Source organism: Streptomyces sp. NPDC015661 (genome assembly GCF_043077765.1).
Classification (GTDB): Bacteria; Actinomycetota; Actinomycetes; order Streptomycetales; family Streptomycetaceae; genus Streptomyces.
Map to the genome: position 1 here is coordinate 74,013 of NZ_JBIBST010000017.1, position 16,466 is coordinate 90,478.

The 16,466-nt window shown below is 71.3% G+C and carries 15 protein-coding genes and 1 pseudogene; 8 read left to right on the forward strand and 8 right to left on the reverse strand.

Going from position 1 to position 16,466, the window contains the following annotated elements; translation table 11 throughout:
* Positions 1–40 precede the first annotated feature (40 nt).
* Together ACF07V_RS34810 and ACF07V_RS34815 are read left to right on the forward strand one after the other, a co-directional pair.
* Entirely contained in the window at positions 41–457 is a 417-nt protein-coding gene (locus ACF07V_RS34810) for a hypothetical protein (RefSeq protein WP_392159672.1), read from the forward strand.
* Between the two features lie 55 nt (positions 458–512).
* Positions 513–1,418 carry a hypothetical protein gene (locus ACF07V_RS34815; protein WP_392159673.1) on the forward strand — a complete coding sequence of 302 codons (906 nt, stop codon included), beginning with the start codon at positions 513–515 and terminating at the stop codon, positions 1,416–1,418.
* 243 nt (positions 1,419–1,661) lie between these two features.
* Here the strand turns inward: ACF07V_RS34815 and ACF07V_RS34820 are convergent, their stop codons facing one another.
* Positions 1,662–1,856: a hypothetical protein gene (locus tag ACF07V_RS34820; protein ID WP_392159674.1), complete on the reverse strand. Its 195-nt coding sequence runs from the start codon at positions 1,854–1,856 to the stop codon at positions 1,662–1,664.
* Between the two features lie 14 nt (positions 1,857–1,870).
* On the reverse strand, positions 1,871–3,103 hold the full coding sequence (locus ACF07V_RS34825) for a hypothetical protein (protein ID WP_392159675.1): 1,233 nt from the start codon (positions 3,101–3,103) through the stop codon (positions 1,871–1,873).
* A gap of 579 nt (positions 3,104–3,682) precedes the next feature.
* Here ACF07V_RS34825 and ACF07V_RS34830 point away from each other — a divergent pair.
* Positions 3,683–4,515, forward strand: a pseudogene (locus ACF07V_RS34830) (IS5 family transposase); the annotation flags it as partial.
* Positions 4,516–4,528: 13 nt separating this feature from the next.
* On the opposite strand, the gene ACF07V_RS34835 reads toward ACF07V_RS34830, so the two are convergent.
* The 4 genes from ACF07V_RS34835 to ACF07V_RS34850 all read right to left on the reverse strand — a co-directional run bounded on the left by ACF07V_RS34835 (position 4,529) and on the right by ACF07V_RS34850 (position 9,330).
* Positions 4,529–5,050, reverse strand: a complete 522-nt coding sequence (locus ACF07V_RS34835) for a hypothetical protein (protein ID WP_392159676.1) — start codon at positions 5,048–5,050, stop codon at positions 4,529–4,531.
* Positions 5,051–5,700: 650 nt separating this feature from the next.
* Positions 5,701–6,168, reverse strand: a complete 468-nt coding sequence (locus tag ACF07V_RS34840) for an HIT family protein (RefSeq protein WP_392159677.1) — start codon at positions 6,166–6,168, stop codon at positions 5,701–5,703.
* 160 nt (positions 6,169–6,328) lie between these two features.
* Entirely contained in the window at positions 6,329–6,562 is a 234-nt protein-coding gene (locus tag ACF07V_RS34845; RefSeq protein WP_392159678.1) for a hypothetical protein, read from the reverse strand.
* A 440-nt stretch (positions 6,563–7,002) separates the two neighbouring features.
* Positions 7,003–9,330, reverse strand: coding sequence for an FUSC family protein (locus tag ACF07V_RS34850; RefSeq protein WP_392159679.1), 2,328 nt, complete (start codon positions 9,328–9,330; stop codon positions 7,003–7,005).
* A 296-nt stretch (positions 9,331–9,626) separates the two neighbouring features.
* Between ACF07V_RS34850 and ACF07V_RS34855 the strand changes: the two genes are divergently transcribed.
* The 3 genes from ACF07V_RS34855 to ACF07V_RS34865 all read left to right on the forward strand — a co-directional run bounded on the left by ACF07V_RS34855 (position 9,627) and on the right by ACF07V_RS34865 (position 12,531).
* On the forward strand, positions 9,627–11,123 hold the full coding sequence (locus tag ACF07V_RS34855; RefSeq protein WP_392159680.1) for an MFS transporter: 1,497 nt from the start codon (positions 9,627–9,629) through the stop codon (positions 11,121–11,123).
* Complete coding sequence (locus ACF07V_RS34860) at positions 11,120–11,761, forward strand: TetR family transcriptional regulator (protein WP_392159681.1); 642 nt, start codon at positions 11,120–11,122, stop codon at positions 11,759–11,761. Before ACF07V_RS34855 ends, ACF07V_RS34860 begins: the two co-directional genes overlap by 4 nt.
* Positions 11,762–11,874: 113 nt before the next feature.
* A complete protein-coding gene (locus ACF07V_RS34865; RefSeq protein WP_392159682.1) occupies positions 11,875–12,531 on the forward strand; it encodes a maleylpyruvate isomerase N-terminal domain-containing protein in 657 nt (218 codons plus the stop codon).
* Positions 12,532–12,608: 77 nt separating this feature from the next.
* On the opposite strand, the gene ACF07V_RS34870 is transcribed toward ACF07V_RS34865, so the two are convergent.
* A complete protein-coding gene (locus ACF07V_RS34870; RefSeq protein WP_392159683.1) occupies positions 12,609–13,094 on the reverse strand; it encodes a DedA family protein in 486 nt (161 codons plus the stop codon).
* 408 nt (positions 13,095–13,502) lie between these two features.
* Between ACF07V_RS34870 and ACF07V_RS34875 the strand changes: the two genes are divergently transcribed.
* Together ACF07V_RS34875 and ACF07V_RS34880 are read left to right on the forward strand one after the other, a co-directional pair.
* Entirely contained in the window at positions 13,503–14,276 is a 774-nt protein-coding gene (locus tag ACF07V_RS34875) for an IclR family transcriptional regulator (protein ID WP_392159684.1), read from the forward strand.
* Positions 14,273–15,118 (forward strand): SMP-30/gluconolactonase/LRE family protein, encoded by an 846-nt coding sequence (locus ACF07V_RS34880; protein ID WP_392159685.1) that lies wholly within the window; start codon positions 14,273–14,275, stop codon positions 15,116–15,118. Before ACF07V_RS34875 ends, ACF07V_RS34880 begins: the two co-directional genes overlap by 4 nt.
* Positions 15,119–15,173: 55 nt before the next feature.
* Here ACF07V_RS34880 and mmsB read toward each other — a convergent pair whose 3' ends face one another.
* Positions 15,174–16,394 carry a multiple monosaccharide ABC transporter permease gene (mmsB, locus tag ACF07V_RS34885; protein WP_392159686.1) on the reverse strand — a complete coding sequence of 407 codons (1,221 nt, stop codon included), beginning with the start codon at positions 16,392–16,394 and terminating at the stop codon, positions 15,174–15,176.
* Positions 16,395–16,466 lie beyond the last annotated feature (72 nt).

The following is a 16,466-nucleotide window of genomic DNA, read 5'->3' on the forward strand; positions in this document are numbered from 1 at the left end:
GCCCAGCACCACCACGGACACAACTACCGATGGGGGTTCCATGAAGCGCACCATCGTCGCCGGCGCACTCGCGCTGGTCTCGGCCGCGGCGACCTGCGCGGCGATCGCTCCGACGGCCTCGGCCACCGCCTCGTCCTGCGTCGCCTCGTCGCTCACCACGGGCGCCTACGGCGGCGTCGGCACCATCCGCTACAAGTCGTCCACGAGCACCTGCGGCGACCTCAACCTGACCTACTCGAACGACTCGACGTCCACCGCGGGCGACCGGTACGCCGGCCGGCTGCGCAGCTCCAGCGGCACCTGGAGCACCTGCTCCAAGGGGTACGTGTGGGCCTCGGACGGCTCCCACAGCGTGAGCGACTCCACGTACTGGCTGTGCACCGACGTCAGCGACGGCACGCCGTTCACGGTGGCGAGCTACTACGACGGCGGCGACTCCGTCACCATCACGCACTGACCCGGGCCCGGTGGCCGCCGCCGAACAGTCGATCAGTCAGGAGGAGTGGACCGACATGGGCCGAACGATTCGGCGCCGGCTCGTCCGCCGCATCGCTGTCACGGCGGCCACCGCTGCCCTCGCCGCCGCCTGCTCGGCGGCCCCTGCCGCCCAGCCATCCCGGCAGACGCCCCCACCCGCCCCTGCCGTGGTCCCTGTCACCGCGGCCCGGGTCGATCACGTCCTGCCGGACGACCCCACCCGGATGCTGTTCCCGACGGCGGGCGACGAGACCCGCTGGACGCAGGGCCTGGACGCCTTCGCGCAGCAGATCGCGCACGCCGCCGCGGCCTCGTGCGCCCGGCGGGACGGCTTCGCGCTGCCGGCGGAACTGCCGCCGCCCGCTTTCATCCGCCTCTTCGAACTGCCGGATCTGGACTTCGTCGCACAGCACGGCTTCAGCCGGAGTGCCGACGTCCCCATGCCCCCGCCCGGCCCGGGTTCCGCCACCGCGCGCCCAGGGGACGACGCCGAGATCCGCCGCTGCCAGACCGAGGGCGGCGCGGCCGCCAACACGGTCCGCAAGCCCTACACCCCGCTCCAGCAGCACTGGTTCCAGCAGCTCACGACCCTGCGCAAGGACCCCGCCACACTCGCCGCCTTCGCCGACCTGCCCGCGTGCCTGGCCGGCCAAGGCGTTCGCGCCGAGAGCGCGGACGACTTCTTCGCACAGGTCGACCGCCGAGTGCAACGGGCGGCCACCGAGGCCGACGCCGGCCGCGAGGACCGCACCCTCGGCCACGCGTACGCCACGTGCATGCGCCCGGTGGAGGCCGTCCGTGTGGCGGCACGCGAACGGCTGCGGGCCCGCTTCCTCACCGACCACGCCACCGAACTCCGCACGCTCCGGCAGACGTTGGTACCGGACCTCCGCGCCGCCGAGAAGCGCTACGGCGTAGTCCTCTCCTTCCCGGCGCCCTGACGGGCGGTCCCCGTGGCGGCCAGGGGCAGCGGATGCGATCACGCCCCGCCGACCCGCCCCCACTCAGGCCGGCGTTCCGCCGAGACCGCGATACGTGAACCGCCGGCCGCGGCGGCAACGCGCGCGGCCAGGCGGTGCGGCGACCCACTGGACCAAGGGCGTGGGCTCCGCGGAAGCCCCAGCCGTCCGACGGACAGACGACCGGGGCTCTTCAACTCGCGCGGTCCTTGCTGGAGTTATGCGTCAGGACTCGCCCCCGCGAGGGGCCTCCTTCCGGGCCCGCCCATCCGGCCGTTCGGTGATCGTGGCCTTCTCGGGATCCTCTGCCTCCCAGGTGTCGCCCTCTCCCCAGAGGTGGCGCGGGACGCGGACGGAGCCCGCACGGACGTCGGTCACCATGGCCGTCCTGTTGGCGGCCTCGTCGCGCAACCTGACCACCTCCGGGACTTCCCTCAGCGATCCATGCGGGCGGCCCGTGCGGAGCACAGTACGGTCGTCGCCGCCGACGCACGGAAGGCGCCGCTCTGGTTGGTGGCGCGGGCCGTGGCGGCGTTTTCGTGCGTTCCGCAGCTTCCCTCGTTCGTGGCGCTGACCACGTGAACGGAGACCGAACCTCCCGACGGAATGTCGCCGAGCTCGCACTCGAGCGCCTGGCTTCCGGCCACTCCTCTGATCGCGCACCCGGTGACGGCGGTGCTCAGCGCCCAGTCGACGCCCGCAGCCGCCGGGAGCGGGTCACTCAAGGTGACGCCCTTGGCCGTCCCCGGGCCGCCGTTTCCGACGGTGACCGTGAAACCGATCTGGTCCCCGGCGGTGACCGTCTGGGCATCCGCGGTCTTGCCCAGACTCATGGAGGGGCACAGCACAGTGGTACTGGCCGTGGCCCGCGCTCCGCCACCGTTGCCGCTGGCGACGGTGGCCGTGTTGTCGTACGTCCCGCACCCTTCGAAAATGGTGAGGCTCTCGACGTGCACGGAGTCGCTCGCTCCGGCAGGGAGGTTGGGGTAGGAACAGGAGAGTGTCTGGGAATCGACCGTCCCGGTGATCGAGCACGCGGGATTGACCGGGTCCATCGTCCAGCTGACCCCGGGGCGCAGGGGCAGCGGGTCACTGACCGTGACTCCGGTTGCGTCGCTACCGCCTCCGTTGCGGGTGGTGATCGTGAAGCCGATCGGGTCGCCGGCGTCGACCGTCGCGGCATCCGCGGTCTTGGCCACGCTCAGCGAGGGGGGCGGGGGCGGACAGGCGACCGTCGCCGAGGCGGAGGCGCGGACGGGCGGGGCATTGCGCGCCGCCGCCGTCGCCGTGTTCGGGTAGGTGCCGCAGCTCGCCGTCGTCGTGGTGCCGGCGACGTGGACGACTGCCTGGGTGCCCTGCCGCAGGCTACCGAAGGCGCATCGTAGGGTCTGGCTTCCGGCGGGCCCCTGAAGGGTGCAACTTCCCGGTCCGCGGTAGGACGGAGCGATCTGCCACTGGACACCGGCGCCCGACGGCAGGGGGTCGGTCAGGGCGGCGCCGACAACAGTGCCCGGCCCTTGACCTGTCACCACGATGGTGTAGCCGATGGGGGATCCGGCGTTGACCGAGGCGGCGTCCGCGACCTTGCTGATGGAAAGCCTTGGAGCAGCGGCTTGGCCAGGCCCGTGGTGGGCCTCGGCACCGGGCGTGGGCGCCAGGGTGAGCACTCCTGCCAGGAGAATGGTCCTGAGGGGCAGGCTGCGCGTGAACCTCTGTCTCATGATCACCGATCCCGTGTGGGAGCCGGACCTGCGTCCGGCTCGGACACGGTGACGATCCGCCAGTCGATTTCCGTGTGCGAAGCGCCACGCCGGTCTTACTCGTCCCCCTCCCCTGGAGGGAGTCAGAGAGCGGGTGGCCTCGGTCGCCCTTTCAGTTCAACTCGGCTGCACCATCCCGTGACGGCCCTCGCGGTACTCCTCCCTCGGCGACTCCTCAGGACTCAAGGTGCTCCTGGCAGCCGGGCGGCGGCGGGGGGAACGGGGGACAACACCTGGTCCCGGCGGCGCCGAGCCATCAGATGATCAGCTTGCTCGAGCTCACCCACACGGACGGCCTGTTCGCCTATATCGCTGTGGTGGGCCGACCGAGCTGCCGCATGCAGGGCCACGGCGCCGATCCACGCGTGCGTGAGGTCGTCCGGGTGGACGTCTTCAGCACCGAAGTGCTGCTGCCCAACAGACACGATGACTCTCCTATAGGCCGTGTGTCGAAAGTGGATCTCGGACTGAGAATGATCACGGTTCATGGGTCGGGGAAATCTCACGGACGAGCAGTGGGCGGTGCTGGAGCCGCTGCTGCCGAGGGGCACGAAGGCGGGTCGGCCGCCTGTCTGGCCTCGGCGGCGATTGATCGACGGCATACGGTTCCGGGTCCGGACCGGGGTGCCGCGGCGGGACGTCCCCGTCGGGTACGGGCCGTGGAACCGGGTCCAGGACCTGTTCCGCCGATGGCAGCGGAACGGCACCTGGCACCGGATCCTCAGCCGACTCCAGGCCCTGCCGGAGGCGAAGAAGGCGATCACGTGGGACCTGAATGTCGACTCCACGGTCTGCCGTGCCCACCAGCATGCGGCCGGGGCCCGCAAGGAGGGCGAGCTGCGGAAGGAACCGCCGGGCGGCATCTTCACCGAGCCACATGATCACGGGCTGGGACGCTCGCGCGGCGGGTTCACCACCAAGCTGCAATCACAGCAGGACAGCGCGGGGACTCGCCACAGTTCGAACCCGTGCCGGCAAAGGTCCGCGTGCCCCGCATCGGGCCGGGCCGGCCACGCGTCCGCCCCGATCGTGTGCGGGCCGTCAAGGCCTACGCGTCCCGCAAGAACCGTGCCTATCTGCGCCGCCGCGGGATCCGCTGCACCGTCCCAGACAAGGCCGACCAGGCCCGCAACCGCCGGAAGCTCGGCTATCGAGGCGGCCGGCCGCCGCGCTTCGACCCGGTCGACTACCGCGAACGTCACGCGGTCGAGTGCGGGATCAACCGGGTCAAGAGGCACCGCGCCGTCGCCACGCGGTACGACAAGCTCGCGGTCCGCTACGAAGCGACTGTCCTCGTCGCGGCCATCAACGAGTGGCTGTGCCCCTCGACTGTCACGCGGCGGGATCCACGTTCCACGTCTCCGGCAGAGCGTTGCCGCAGAAGACGCAGACGAAGTCGTCCTCGCGCACGATGTTGTGCTCCTGGCAGTCGGGGCACCGCCGGAACACCACCTCGTGGGTGAAGCCGGAGGGTCGCCCAAGTTCTACGTCGTCCAGAGCCTGAGCGACTGCCGACCAGGAGGTGACGTCCGGGCAGTATCCGGTGGACTGGTTGCTGACCTCGCCCACGATCCACCCGCTCGCCTCGCGCATGAAACTGATCTCGCCGGCACTCAGAACGCTGTCCCCGCCCGCGCAGGCCACGTGCTCGCTTCGACGCGGCGCCAGCCGAAGCACACCATCCATGCCGACCACGAAGGTGAACGGTTCGGTCAGCTCTGCTGCCGATCGCTCAGCGATCCAGGCGTCGAAGTCAGCCGCCGAGCCGATTCGACACCCGCCGCTGCCAGGCCGGACCGCAGCCTTCAGCTCAACCGGTCCGACATACCTATAACTCCACCCCCGGGCACTCACGTCAGCCAACCTAGAGCACTTCCGACACACGCCCTATAGTCGGCCACCACCGCGATGCCGGCCGTGGCCGGACCCGTCGAGAAGACGGTGCACCCCAGACGCGTGGCACCAGTACCTCTTGCACCGCGCAGTGAACGCAGGACTCGTCTCCTGAACTTGACGGCGCAGCAACGCAAGGCGTCTACGTGCGACGACGAGGCGGCACCTGGCGCACCCGCCCGAAACCCACGTCGGTGCGGCCATTGGTCGAGCGCGGTCACGACCTCCTGGACGTGGCTGTCCGCCGTACGCAGCGCATCCGCACCGCGATCAGCAGCACGTCCGGCCTCCGGTCCAGGGGACACGAGGTGGCCGACGAGCGACTCGCCGCCGCTCTGGATCCGTTGAAGACCCTGGTGGACGCGCGGCGTCGATTGGCGTCGCGTTCGGCGTGGTCCTCGTCGTGCCGGTGAGAGGCTTCGTCCCGAAGAGCAGGTGAGCAGGCAGGCCGGTACGACAGGTCAGGTGACCAGTACGTGATCAGCGCTGCCCACGGTCAGCGGGGCCGAAAAGGTCAGACCACTAGGGCTTCCGCCAGACCACCCACCCTCCGAAGTTCATCAAAGGAAAAGCCCTTGGGCATTGGCCCGCCACGACCCTCAGGTAGTCGATCACAGCCGGTCCAGTTCGCTGCCGATCGCCTCTCGTAGGGCTTCATGCTGCCGACCGAGCTTGAATTGCTCGTCACTCCACCGGTCACGCGGATAGAGCCACACCGGAGCACCCACCATGTCTGCCGGCTCCCACTCGAACCGCGGCCACACATGCGCATGCAAGTACGGGTCCGTGTTCCCCAGGATCTCCAAGTTGACCCGTCGAAATGCCGGGTCGAGTCGCCGACAGGCACGTTCGACGGCTTCTCCAAGCCGGTCCATGTCGGACAAGAACGACAATCGCTTTTGCTTCGGTAGGTCCGACAATCGCTGCACATGCGGTTCATCCACGAGGAGAACCGAGTATCCCGGCAGGAACTGCACATCTCCGATCACCGCGAAACCTGCCGTCAACCGCCGCAGGACGGTCGGGTTCTCCCCCTTCAGTGCGGTCCCGATCCGGTCCATCCGCCAGTCCCCAGTCATGACCTGAACCTACACGCCGGCCATCGAGCCACCCTTGGGCTCACGACACAGAATGGGGCCCGCCCTCGCATGCGAGGGCGGGCCGTTCCCGCAGACCGTGCAAAAGCACTGGATGCGCAGGTTGTGCAGAGCCACGCCCGTCGCCGGGCGTGGCCGCAGGTCAGTGGACGCCGAGGTAGGAGAGCTCCGCGCCCTCTTCCCAGCCCGCCTCCGAACACGAGGCGGTGAAGATCGTTCCGTACACGGACGGAACACCGGTCGCCGCGCAGTGCGAGCTGAAGTCGGCACTGCCCTCGGAGAAGCTTCCGATTCCGACGCCGTCGTGGGCGAGCGCGGCACCGGCGCCACCCAGCAGAATGCCCACGGCCAGAACAGACGCGGCCAGAGAACGCATAGCTACTCCTCAAGATCTCCGAAAGACGCGGCAGAAATTTGCCCGTCGCGCCATCAAACACCGCGCAGGAGCAAACGGACACGACATCTCACTCCATTGCCGGAAGGCGGATTGCGAGGCCGTGCGACCGCAGAAACGATGCTTTTCAGTTGCCCCTTGAGAATCGCCCTCCCCGCATGACATCGAAATTTTTCCGGGCACGAGACGCGTACGGTCAATTCGCGTCGGCTGCGCCTGTAGCGACAGTCGACAGCCTGTCCAGCGGCGCTGTGTCGTTCGGCTCGTCACCGTGCCTCGGGCTGCCGAGGCAGCCTTCGGCTACCGGGAGCCGAGGCAACGGGACTTGAGCTGTGGTGCCGTCGTCACGCCTGGCAAAGAGCGCGGCGGGGGGAGCCGGGTTCACGCAGTCGCGGTCTTCGGCACCCGGCTGCTTCGCTCGTTCAGCGCTGTTCACCGTGATTCGCGGCAGGACCACCGCCCGGGCCCCTCTGATCGCTCACGCCGTCGCCGTCGCCTGCCAGTCGTGCCAGGTCCGTCGTCAGTGAGGCCAGCCAGGACACCGCCGCGTAGTACCCACGTGGTGCGCCCGGCGGGGCGTCGGCGGAGGCCGTCGGGGCGTGGAGCGGTGCCGGTGTCCCCACCGTGTCCCCGGTGGGGTCCATCCGGGCGGAGGTCAGCAGCATGCCCGCCGCGACCCTGTCACCCGCGCGGACGACCGACTCCGCCGCCGCCCTCCCCAGCGGTGGAACCACGACGGGTTCGGGAGGTACGAGCAGTCGGTCCGCGCCCCACAGGGTGTGGTGCCCGGCGATCAGTGCGGCCTGCCAGTCCCGGCCGACCGGCGGCGGAAGGGGCCCCTTGGGTTCGCTCTGGTACTGCGCGTACGCCGACTCCGCCATGATCAGGGCGTGCTGCAGCGACCGGTGGCCCGGCGCGGTGGCCACCGGCACGCGCCGTCCGCCCGCCGCGATCTGCCCCGTCGTGGCCACGACGATCTCCGCGGCGATCCGCAGCAGATCCGCGACCGACCGCCGCAACTCGTCATGGGCACCCCGCGGCCAGGCGAGCAGCCCGAACACCGCCCCGATCACGCTGCCGGCCAGCACGTCGAGCAGCCGGAACTCGGCGAGCTGCCAGGTGGCCGGCGCCAGCTGTGCGAAGACCAGGGCGACCACCACCGTGAACAGCGCCTGCGCCCACCCGACGCCCTTCACCGGCCCCAGCGTGAAGGTGACCAGCATCAGCGGCGGCAGTGCCACTGCGTAGACCTCGATGTCGGTACCCACCAGTGCGAGCAACGCCGCCGCGATCAGCGCGCCGACGAGGGTGCCCGTCAGCGCCGTCCGTATGGTCGTCCGGGTCTCCCGTACCGTCGTGCGGGTCAGCGTCAGGGTGGCCAGCAGCACCCAGAAGCCGTGCGGGAGGGTGTCGATGCCCGCGATCAACCGGGCCGCCGCCAGGGCCAGGCTGATCCGTACGGCGTTCTGGAAGAACACCGACCGGCCGCCGACGTGGCCCGAAAGGCGCCGCCACCACAACTGGGGCGCCCGCATCCGCGCGTACCAGAACCGGCCTGGCGCCGGTGCGTCGGCCACTCGGCCCCGTACCGCGATGTCGGCAGCCGTGGACATCGCGAGCGCCGCGTCCGTCACCTCCAGGAGCGCCGCATTGCGTCGCAGCACGGCGGGAGGGGCGTCCTCGGCTGTCGTCAGCGCCTGACGGACCCGCCACAGGTGGGCATGCGCCCGGCCATCGGGGATTCCGCCCCGTAGCCGGGCCGCGGTCTCCCTCGCCACATCCCCGACCGCCCGCAGCGGGTCCGGGCTTCCCGCCGTGGGGTACGGCTCTGCTCCGGCGCCCCTCTCCGCGCCTCCCTTCAGCGTGTACGGCTCTGCTCCGTCTCCCTCCTCCGCGCCTCCCATCGGCATGTACCGCTCTGCTCCAGCACCCTCGTCCCCGCTTCCCTCCGCGCCCGCCCCGACTCCTGCTTCCCTCGGCAGAACCGCGCCCCGGGGGGGCGGCGGCAGCACCGTCAGCCGGCCGAGCAGGGTGCGCGTCGCCAGCCCCGTATGCGCCAGCGCCCTCGGCCGCACGCCCGCTCCGGCCGGCCGTTCCGCCTCCGGGACGTGGGAGGAACGAAGCCCCGTGCTCAGGGCCCGGGCGGCGCGCAGGGTGTCCTCCGGCAGCGTGTACGGGGCGGACCGCAGCCGGTCCGCGCAGCGCGCCGCGCCGTCGGCGGCCCGGGCGACCCGCTCCCGGTAGGGCAGGGCGGCCGGCTCGGGCAGCAGAGTCACCTCCGCGATGATCAGCAGGACGAGCCCGAACGTCGCCCCCGCCAGGCGCTCGCCCAGCGAACCGGGGTCGTAGGGCGGGAACGACGGCAGGATGTACATCAGCTGCAGGCCCGTGGCCGCGCCCGCGCATCGTGGTCCTCCGACGGCCATGAACGCCAGCGCGAAGCCGACGACCAGCATGCCGACAACGGCACTCCACGTCCTCACGGACAGGTACGTGCCGAGCGTGATCAGCACCCAGCACACCGGCACAACGCCCAGCAGCAGCGTGGCCCGCTGGCGCCCGGAGCCCGGGAGACGCGACAGCCCGGCCATGGCGATCGCACCGAACAGCGCGTACGTGGCGGCGATCGCCGAGTCGAAGCCGTAGAGGAGCACGTAGAACCCGGCCGCGGCGGTGATCGTGACACGTAGCGCCCCCCGCGCCGCCGCCCGGTAAGCGGACGACGGCCTTCGCGGGAACGCATCACCCATGCCCCCAGCATCACCCGCCCCACCGCGCCCGGCACGACGGACCGGGCACGACGGACGGGGCACGAGGCGACGTGGCCGAGGCGCGCTGGCGCCCAATCACGTTGGCGCCAGCCCACGCGGCGCCAGCCCACGTGGCGCGCGGCAACGTGGCGCGCGGCACCGCGGCGCCAGCCCACGTGGCGCGCGGCGACGTAACCGCTCCCGGCCTTGACCGGGGGGTGCACACTTGTTCACCCTAGGGGTGAACAAGTGTGCACCTCTCCCCTCCCCGGTTCTCGCACCACCCCTGGAGCACGATGACAACCGCCGCATCCGCACCCGGCACCCCGTCCGGAGACCACCGCTCCCGGCTCGTCGTCCCCGTCCTCGCCTTCTGCGGCATGGTCGTCGCCGTCATGCAGACCCTCGTCGTCCCGCTCCTGCCGCACATACCCGAGCTGACCGGGGCGAGCCCGGGCGCAGCGGGCTGGCTCGTGACCGTCACCCTCCTCACCGGTGCGGTGTTCACCCCGGTGCTCGGCCGTGTCGGCGACATGTACGGCAAGCGGCGGGTCCTCCTCGCCTCGCTCGGGGTGCTCACCCTCGGTTCCGTACTCTGCGCGGTCAGCTCCGACATCGGCGTACTGATCACCGGCCGGGCCCTCCAGGGCACGGCTCTCGCGGTGATCCCGCTCGGCATCAGCATCATCCGCGACGAACTCCCCGCCGAGCGGGTCCTGCCGTCGATCGCGCTCATGAGTTCCACCCTCGGCATCGGCGCGGCGATCGGTCTGCCCCTGGCCGCCGTCGTGACGGAGAACTTCGACTGGCACACCATGTTCTGGGCGTCGGCCGCACTCGGTCTGCTCGACCTCCTGCTCGTGCTGGGGATCGTGCCGGACTCGGGCGTACGGTCCCGGGGACGCTTCGACGTGCCGGGAACGCTGGGCCTCGCCGTCGTCCTCGTCGGTGTGCTCCTGGCGATCACGCAGGGCTCCGGCTGGGGCTGGACCTCCGCGCCGACGCTCGGCCTGCTCGGCTCCTCGGTGGCCGTCGGTCTGCTCTGGGGCCGGTACGAACTGCGTACCCCGTCCCCGATCGTGGACCTGAGAGTGTCCGCCCGGCCCGCCGTGCTGCTGACCAATGTCGCGGCACTGCTCATCGGCTTCTCGTTCTACGCCAACTCCCTGGTCACCGCCCAGCTCGTGCAGGAGCCCACGAGCACCGGCTACGGCCTGGGCGCCTCGCTCGTCGTCAGTGGACTCTGCATGCTGCCGGGCGGGCTGGCGATGGTGGCCCTGTCTCCTCTCTCGGCGCGGATCTCCGCCACGTACGGGCCGCGGACCGCGCTCGCCGTCGCGGCGGTCGTCATGACCCTGGGCTACCTGGTCCGGTTCCTCACCAGCCACAGTCTCTGGCTGATCGTCGCCGGCGCCACCGTCGTCGCATGCGGCACCGCCATCGCGTACTCCGCGTTGCCCGTCCTCGTCATCCGCGCCGTCCCGGTGACCGAGACCGCGTCGGCCAACGGTCTCAACACGCTGATGCGATCCGTCGGCCAGGCCTGCTGCAGCGCCGTGGTCACCGCCGTACTGGCCCGGATCACCTTCGTGGCGGACGGACGCACCGCGCCGACGCTCCACGCCTACCTGCTGATCTTCCTCATCGCCGCCGGCGCGGCGCTCGCCGCCCTCCTCGCCACCCTCTTCCTGCCGTCCGACCGGCCGAGCCGGGGCACTCCGCGCGACGGCGACCGGCCGGGCGGTACGGTCACGGTGTCACCGCCCACCAGCGCCGTCCGAGGGAACGCATGAGCACCGCCGACGAACCCACCTCCCCGGCCACGGCCGACACGGATCGCACCGTCCGCCGGGAAGCCGGGCAACCCCGCACGGAGGGAGGGGAGGAAGGCCCGGAGACCGGACGCGACGCCATCATCCGCGCCGCGCGGCGGGCGTTCACGCTCAAGCCGTACGCGGAGGTGACCATGCGCGGCATCGCCGCGGCGGCCGGGGTGAGCCCCTCCTTGATCGTCAAACGCTTCGGCACCAAGGAAGCCCTGTTCAACACGGTCGTCGACTTCCGTCCGGCCGCCGCCGAGCTCTTCAGCGCTCCGCGTCCCGACCTCGGCCGGCACCTCGTCCTGACCATGGTCGACCTCCGCGACCGGCTCCGCGGCGACCCGCTCCTGCGCGTGGTCTTCTCCCTCGGCATCGAGGACGAGCGCACCCTGTTGCGCTCCCGCTTCCGCGAGCAGGTCACCGACCGCCTCACCGCCGTCCTGACCGGCCACGACGCCCGGCTGCGGGCCGAGCTCATCGCCGGCCAACTCCTCGGTCTGGGCGCCACCCTGAGTCTCCATCGCCCCGACGGCGCCACCGCGCACACCACCGCCGATCGACTCGCGGACCTCTACGCACCCGGCATCCAGCACCTCGTCGACGAGAACTGAGCGGCGACGAGATCGACCCGGGCGCGGAGGCCGCCACCGGTCCGGGACGGCCGCCACAGCCGCATGGGGCGAGGTTCTCGGAAGCGGCACGTCCGTGTTGGTAGCTTGCGGGCGTGGACGACTTCTCACGCTCGTGGACGGCGCTGCGCGAGGCCGTCGCCGGTCTCGCCGACGAGGACTTCGCCCGGCCGTCGGGCTGCACCGGCTGGCTCGTACGCGATCTGGTGTGCCACCTCGTCATCGACGCCCAGGACGTCCTGATCACCCTCGTGACACCCGCCGGAACCCCGCCGACGCGCGACGCCGCGAGCTACTGGGAGGTTGCCGAGGCGCCGCCGACCGGCGACGACCCGCTCGACGCGCTGACCGTACGGCTCGCCGCCGCCTACGGGGAACCGGCCCTGCTGAAGTTCCACCTCGACGATGTCGGCTCTGCCGCCGGACGCGCCGCCGTGCTCGCCGACTCCTGCCTCGCGGTCGGAACGCGCGGCGAGGTCCTCACCGTCACCGACTACCTCTCCGCGTACGTCCTGGAGTGGACGCTGCACCACCTGGACCTCGTGGCGCGGCTGCGCGGCGCACCGAGGCCGCCCACGGAGAGCCTGGCCGCCGCGCGTGCACTCCTCGAGCGGATCGCGGGCGCGCCCTTCCCGGCCGAGCTGTCCGACACGGACGCGCTGCTCCTGGGAACGGGCCGGCGCGTGCCGAGCGCCGCGGAACGGGCCGTCCTGTCCGGGACGGGCGCCCGGTTCCCGCTCTCGCTCGGCTGAACGGGGCTCACCAGGCGTCGGCAGCGCTTACCCGTACGGTCGGCACAGACCGCGGGGGTCCGCGGTGAGGAACCGCCTCACCGCGATTCGTCGGCCACGGTGTCGCCGGAGGACAGGACCGTCCTTCTCCTGCGGTACACCACCACCCCGCACACCGCGAGGAGCAGGGCGGCCACGGCGGACACCCCGAGGGCCGTTCGCTCGGCGAAGAGCCTTCCCAGCATTTCGAGCACGCCGAGCCCCGCGGTCGCGTAGATCAGCGCCCAGGCCGCTCCGCCCACGAACAGGGCGGGAAGGTAGCGCGGCAACGGCATGCGCATGCTGCCCGCGAGGAAGTTGGCGGCGGTCTGGAATCCGACGGTCAGGAACGAGACGGCCACCACCGGCGCGCCCCACCGCTGGATCGCGCGTTCGGCGCGCAGGAACTTCGCCGACGAGATCCGCCCGGCGAACCTGCTGCGCCGGGCGCCGGCGCCGGCGAGCCATCCGACGGCGAACGTCCCCGCGGCGCGCAGCAGGACGATGACGTACAGGGCTCCGGCCGTGAGCGCGATCTTATCCACGACGCCTCATCCCGGGCGTCGGGCCGCAACTCGCGTCCCCCGTGCGCCCGTCCGGGCGTCCCGCCTTTCCGGACGCACGACGCGCACGAGCCCGGTCACCGTCTCTCACCTGCGCGCCACCTCTGCCCGTTCCGTCGTCTGGGTCCCCTTGCGCAACCGGAACCCGAACCCGCGCACCCCGGTCCACACGCTAAGCAAGGCCAGCCTAACCTAATGCCCACGGGACGGGCACGGGGCATCGGGCTGCCCGGGAAATCGGTCCGGATCCCCCTGTCACGCAGTCCGGGACAGCCTCCTGCATACATGACGTGTTCGAATGATCTGCTGACAGGGGGTGTTCCTGTCAGTAGCCTGTGTTCGTCATTCCGATCGGCTGTTGAGATTTCGAACATATGGGAGGGGGCGGTCATGGGACGCCTCGTGCCTGCCGTGACCCGGGCCCTGGACATCCTGGAGCTCTTCCTCGACGGGGACGGGACGCTCTCGACCCCCGAGATCGTGCGCCGGCTCCAGCTGCCGCGCACCACCGTCCACGAACTGGTGACCACACTGGCCGCCCGCTCGTACCTGGTGCCGGTACCGGAGCAGCCCGGACGCTATCGGCTCGGCGTGCGGCCGTACCAGCTCGGCAGCCGGTACGCCGAGCAGCTCGACCTCGCCGCCGAGGGCGGGCAGGTGGCCCGCGCCGTCGCCGAGACCTGCGGCGAGACCGTGCACGTCGCCATCCTGGAGGGCACGGACGTCATCTACATCGCCAAGGTCGACTCCACGCACGCCGTCCGCATGGTCTCCGCCGCCGGCCGCCGTCTCCCCGCGCACTGCACCTCCGTCGGCAAGATGCTGCTCGCCTCGCTCCCCGAGGAGGAGCTGGCGGCCCGCGTCCCCGACGACGCCGAGCTGGTCGCGATGACCCCGAACAGCATCACGGACCCGCCCGCGCTGCGTGCGGCGCTGGCCGAGGTGCGGCGGCGCGGCATCGCCCTGGAGAGCCGCGAATCCAATCCGGACGTCAGCTGCGTGGCCGCCCCCGTGCGGGACCGCTCCGGCCGGGTGGTCGCCGCCCTGTCGATCTCCGTGCCGATGATCCGCTGGAGCGAGGCACGCCGCGCCGAGCTGGAGGAGCTGGTAGTGAAGGGGGCCACCGAGTTGTCGGGGCGGCTGGGCCACCGGAGCCCCGCGTGATCGACGTCGCGGTGCGGGAGTGCGCCGCGCTCGGCGAGGGGCCCACCTGGGACACGGCCACCGGGCGGCTCGTCTGGGTCGACATCCTGGGCTCCCGGGTGCACACGTACGACCCGGCCTCCGGGCGCCGCACCGTGATGGCCACCGAGCAGCACGTGGGCGCGGCCAAGCCGCGCGTGAACGGCGGCCTCGTCGTCAACCTCCGCGACGGCGTGGGGCTGTACGACGCCCGGGGGGCGTTCAGCTGGCTGCACCGCGATCCGGTGCCGGGTCGCCGGGGCAACGACGCCGCCGTCGCACCCGACGGGGCGTTGTGGGCGGGCACCATGCGCTACGACGAGGCACCCGGCGGCGGCACCCTGTCCCGCATAGGGTCCGACGGCACGGTCCGCGCGGTCCTCGGCGACGTCACCGTCAGCAACGGCACCGGCTGGAGTCCCGACGGGCGACGGATGTACTACATCGACTCGCCCACCCGCCGCGTTGACGTCTTCGACGTCGAGCCCGAGACCCGACACCCGGTGAACCGACGCCCGTTGGCCGTCATCGAGGACGGCGCGGGCTTCCCCGACGGGCTCGCCGTCGACGCCGACGGCTGTGTGTGGGTGGCGCTGTGGGACGGCGGGGCGGTGCGCCGTTACACGCCGTCCGGGGTGCTCGACCGCGTGCTGGAACTGCCCGTGCGCCGGCCCACGGCCTGCGCGTTCGGCGGGCCTGGTCTCACCGATCTGTACGTGACGACCGCGCGGACCGGCCTGGACCGCCCGCACCCGCTGTCCGGCTCCCTCCTCGTCGTACCGGACGCGGGACAGGGTCTGCCCCAGCCGGCCTTCGCCGGCTAGGCCTGTCGAACAGGCCCTGGGGCAGACCCCGCGCTCGGGTCCGAACGGGAACCGGCTACGCGCCGACCCTCCGCTTGTTCCACACGTCGAAGCCGACCGCGGCAAGGAGCACCAGGCCCTTGATGACCTGCTGCCAGTCGGTGCCGACGCCGACGAGGTTCATGCCGTTGTTCAGCACACCGAGCACCAGGCCGCCGATGATCGCGCCGAGCACCGTGCCGACGCCGCCGCTCATCGAGGCGCCCCCGATGAACGACGCGGCGATGGCCTCCAGTTCGAAGTTGAGCCCCGCCTTCGGGGAGGCCGCGTTGAAGCGGGCCGCGAAGACCAGACCGGCGAGGGCCGCCAGCATGCCCATGTTGAGGAAGACCAGGAAGGTGACCTTCCTGTCCCGTACGCCGGACAGCTTCGCCGCCGGCAGGTTGCCGCCGATGGCGTACACGTGGCGGCCTATGACCGCGTTGCGCATCAGGTAGCCGAAGCCGACCAGGAGCGCGGCCAGGATCAGCAGCACCACCGGCGCGCCCTTGTAGCTGGCGAGCAGCAGCGTGAAGATCAGGACCGCGGCGGTCAGCGCGGCGAGCTTCACCGCGAAGAGACCGGCCGGCAGCACGTCGAGGGCGTACGCGCTCTGCCGACGCCGGTCGCGGACCTCCTGGCGGATCACCACGGCGATCAGCACGAGGCCGAGGACCAGCGTCAGGTTGTGGTAGTTCGTGCTGGGGCCCACCTCGGGGAGGAAGCCGTTGGCGAGCTTCTGCAGGCTTTCGGGGAAGGGGCCGAGGGTCTGCCCCTTGAGGAAGACCTCGGTCAGACCCCGGAAGACCAGCATCCCGGCGAGTGTGACGATGAACGACGGCATCCCGGCATAGGCGATGAGCAGTCCCTGGGCAGCGCCCGCGACGGCGCCGATGGCCAGGCACAGCAGTGCCGCGACCGGCCATGGCAGGTCGTGCTGGACCATCAGTACGGCCGCCACACCGCCGACGAACGCGGTGATCGAGCCGACCGACAGGTCGATGTGCCCGGCCACGATGACGATCATCATGCCGATCGCGAGGATCAGGATGTAGCTGTTCTGCAGCACCAGGTTGGACACGTTGCGCGGCAGCAGCAGGTCGCCGCCGGTCCAGACCGCGAACAGCGCCACGATGACGCCGAGGGCGATCAGCATGCCGTACTGCCGCATGTTGCGGCGCATGCCGTCGAGCAGCGGCCGGGCGGTGCCCCCGGCCGGGCGGGTCACCGGCTTCGCGGCCGTGACGTCAGCGCTCATCGTCGTTCTCCCTGGTGTCTTCCTCGGTCATGTGGCGCATGAGCACGTCCGTGTCCTCGTCGGTCATATGGC

Bases quoted from the DNA above. Each gene is read 5' to 3' on its own strand.
- ACF07V_RS34810 (WP_392159672.1), top strand. From the start codon at position 41: ATGAAGCGCACCATCGTCGCCGGCGCACTCGCGCTGGTCTCGGCCGCG.
- ACF07V_RS34815 (WP_392159673.1), top strand. From the start codon at position 513: ATGGGCCGAACGATTCGGCGCCGGCTCGTCCGCCGCATCGCTGTCACG.
- ACF07V_RS34840 (WP_392159677.1), bottom strand. From the start codon at position 6,168: ATGACTGGGGACTGGCGGATGGACCGGATCGGGACCGCACTGAAGGGG.
- ACF07V_RS34845 (WP_392159678.1), bottom strand. From the start codon at position 6,562: ATGCGTTCTCTGGCCGCGTCTGTTCTGGCCGTGGGCATTCTGCTGGGT.
- ACF07V_RS34850 (WP_392159679.1), bottom strand. From the start codon at position 9,330: ATGGGTGATGCGTTCCCGCGAAGGCCGTCGTCCGCTTACCGGGCGGCG.
- ACF07V_RS34855 (WP_392159680.1), top strand. From the start codon at position 9,627: ATGACAACCGCCGCATCCGCACCCGGCACCCCGTCCGGAGACCACCGC.
- ACF07V_RS34860 (WP_392159681.1), top strand. From the start codon at position 11,120: ATGAGCACCGCCGACGAACCCACCTCCCCGGCCACGGCCGACACGGAT.
- ACF07V_RS34875 (WP_392159684.1), top strand. From the start codon at position 13,503: ATGGGACGCCTCGTGCCTGCCGTGACCCGGGCCCTGGACATCCTGGAG.
- mmsB (WP_392159686.1), bottom strand. From the start codon at position 16,394: ATGAGCGCTGACGTCACGGCCGCGAAGCCGGTGACCCGCCCGGCCGGG.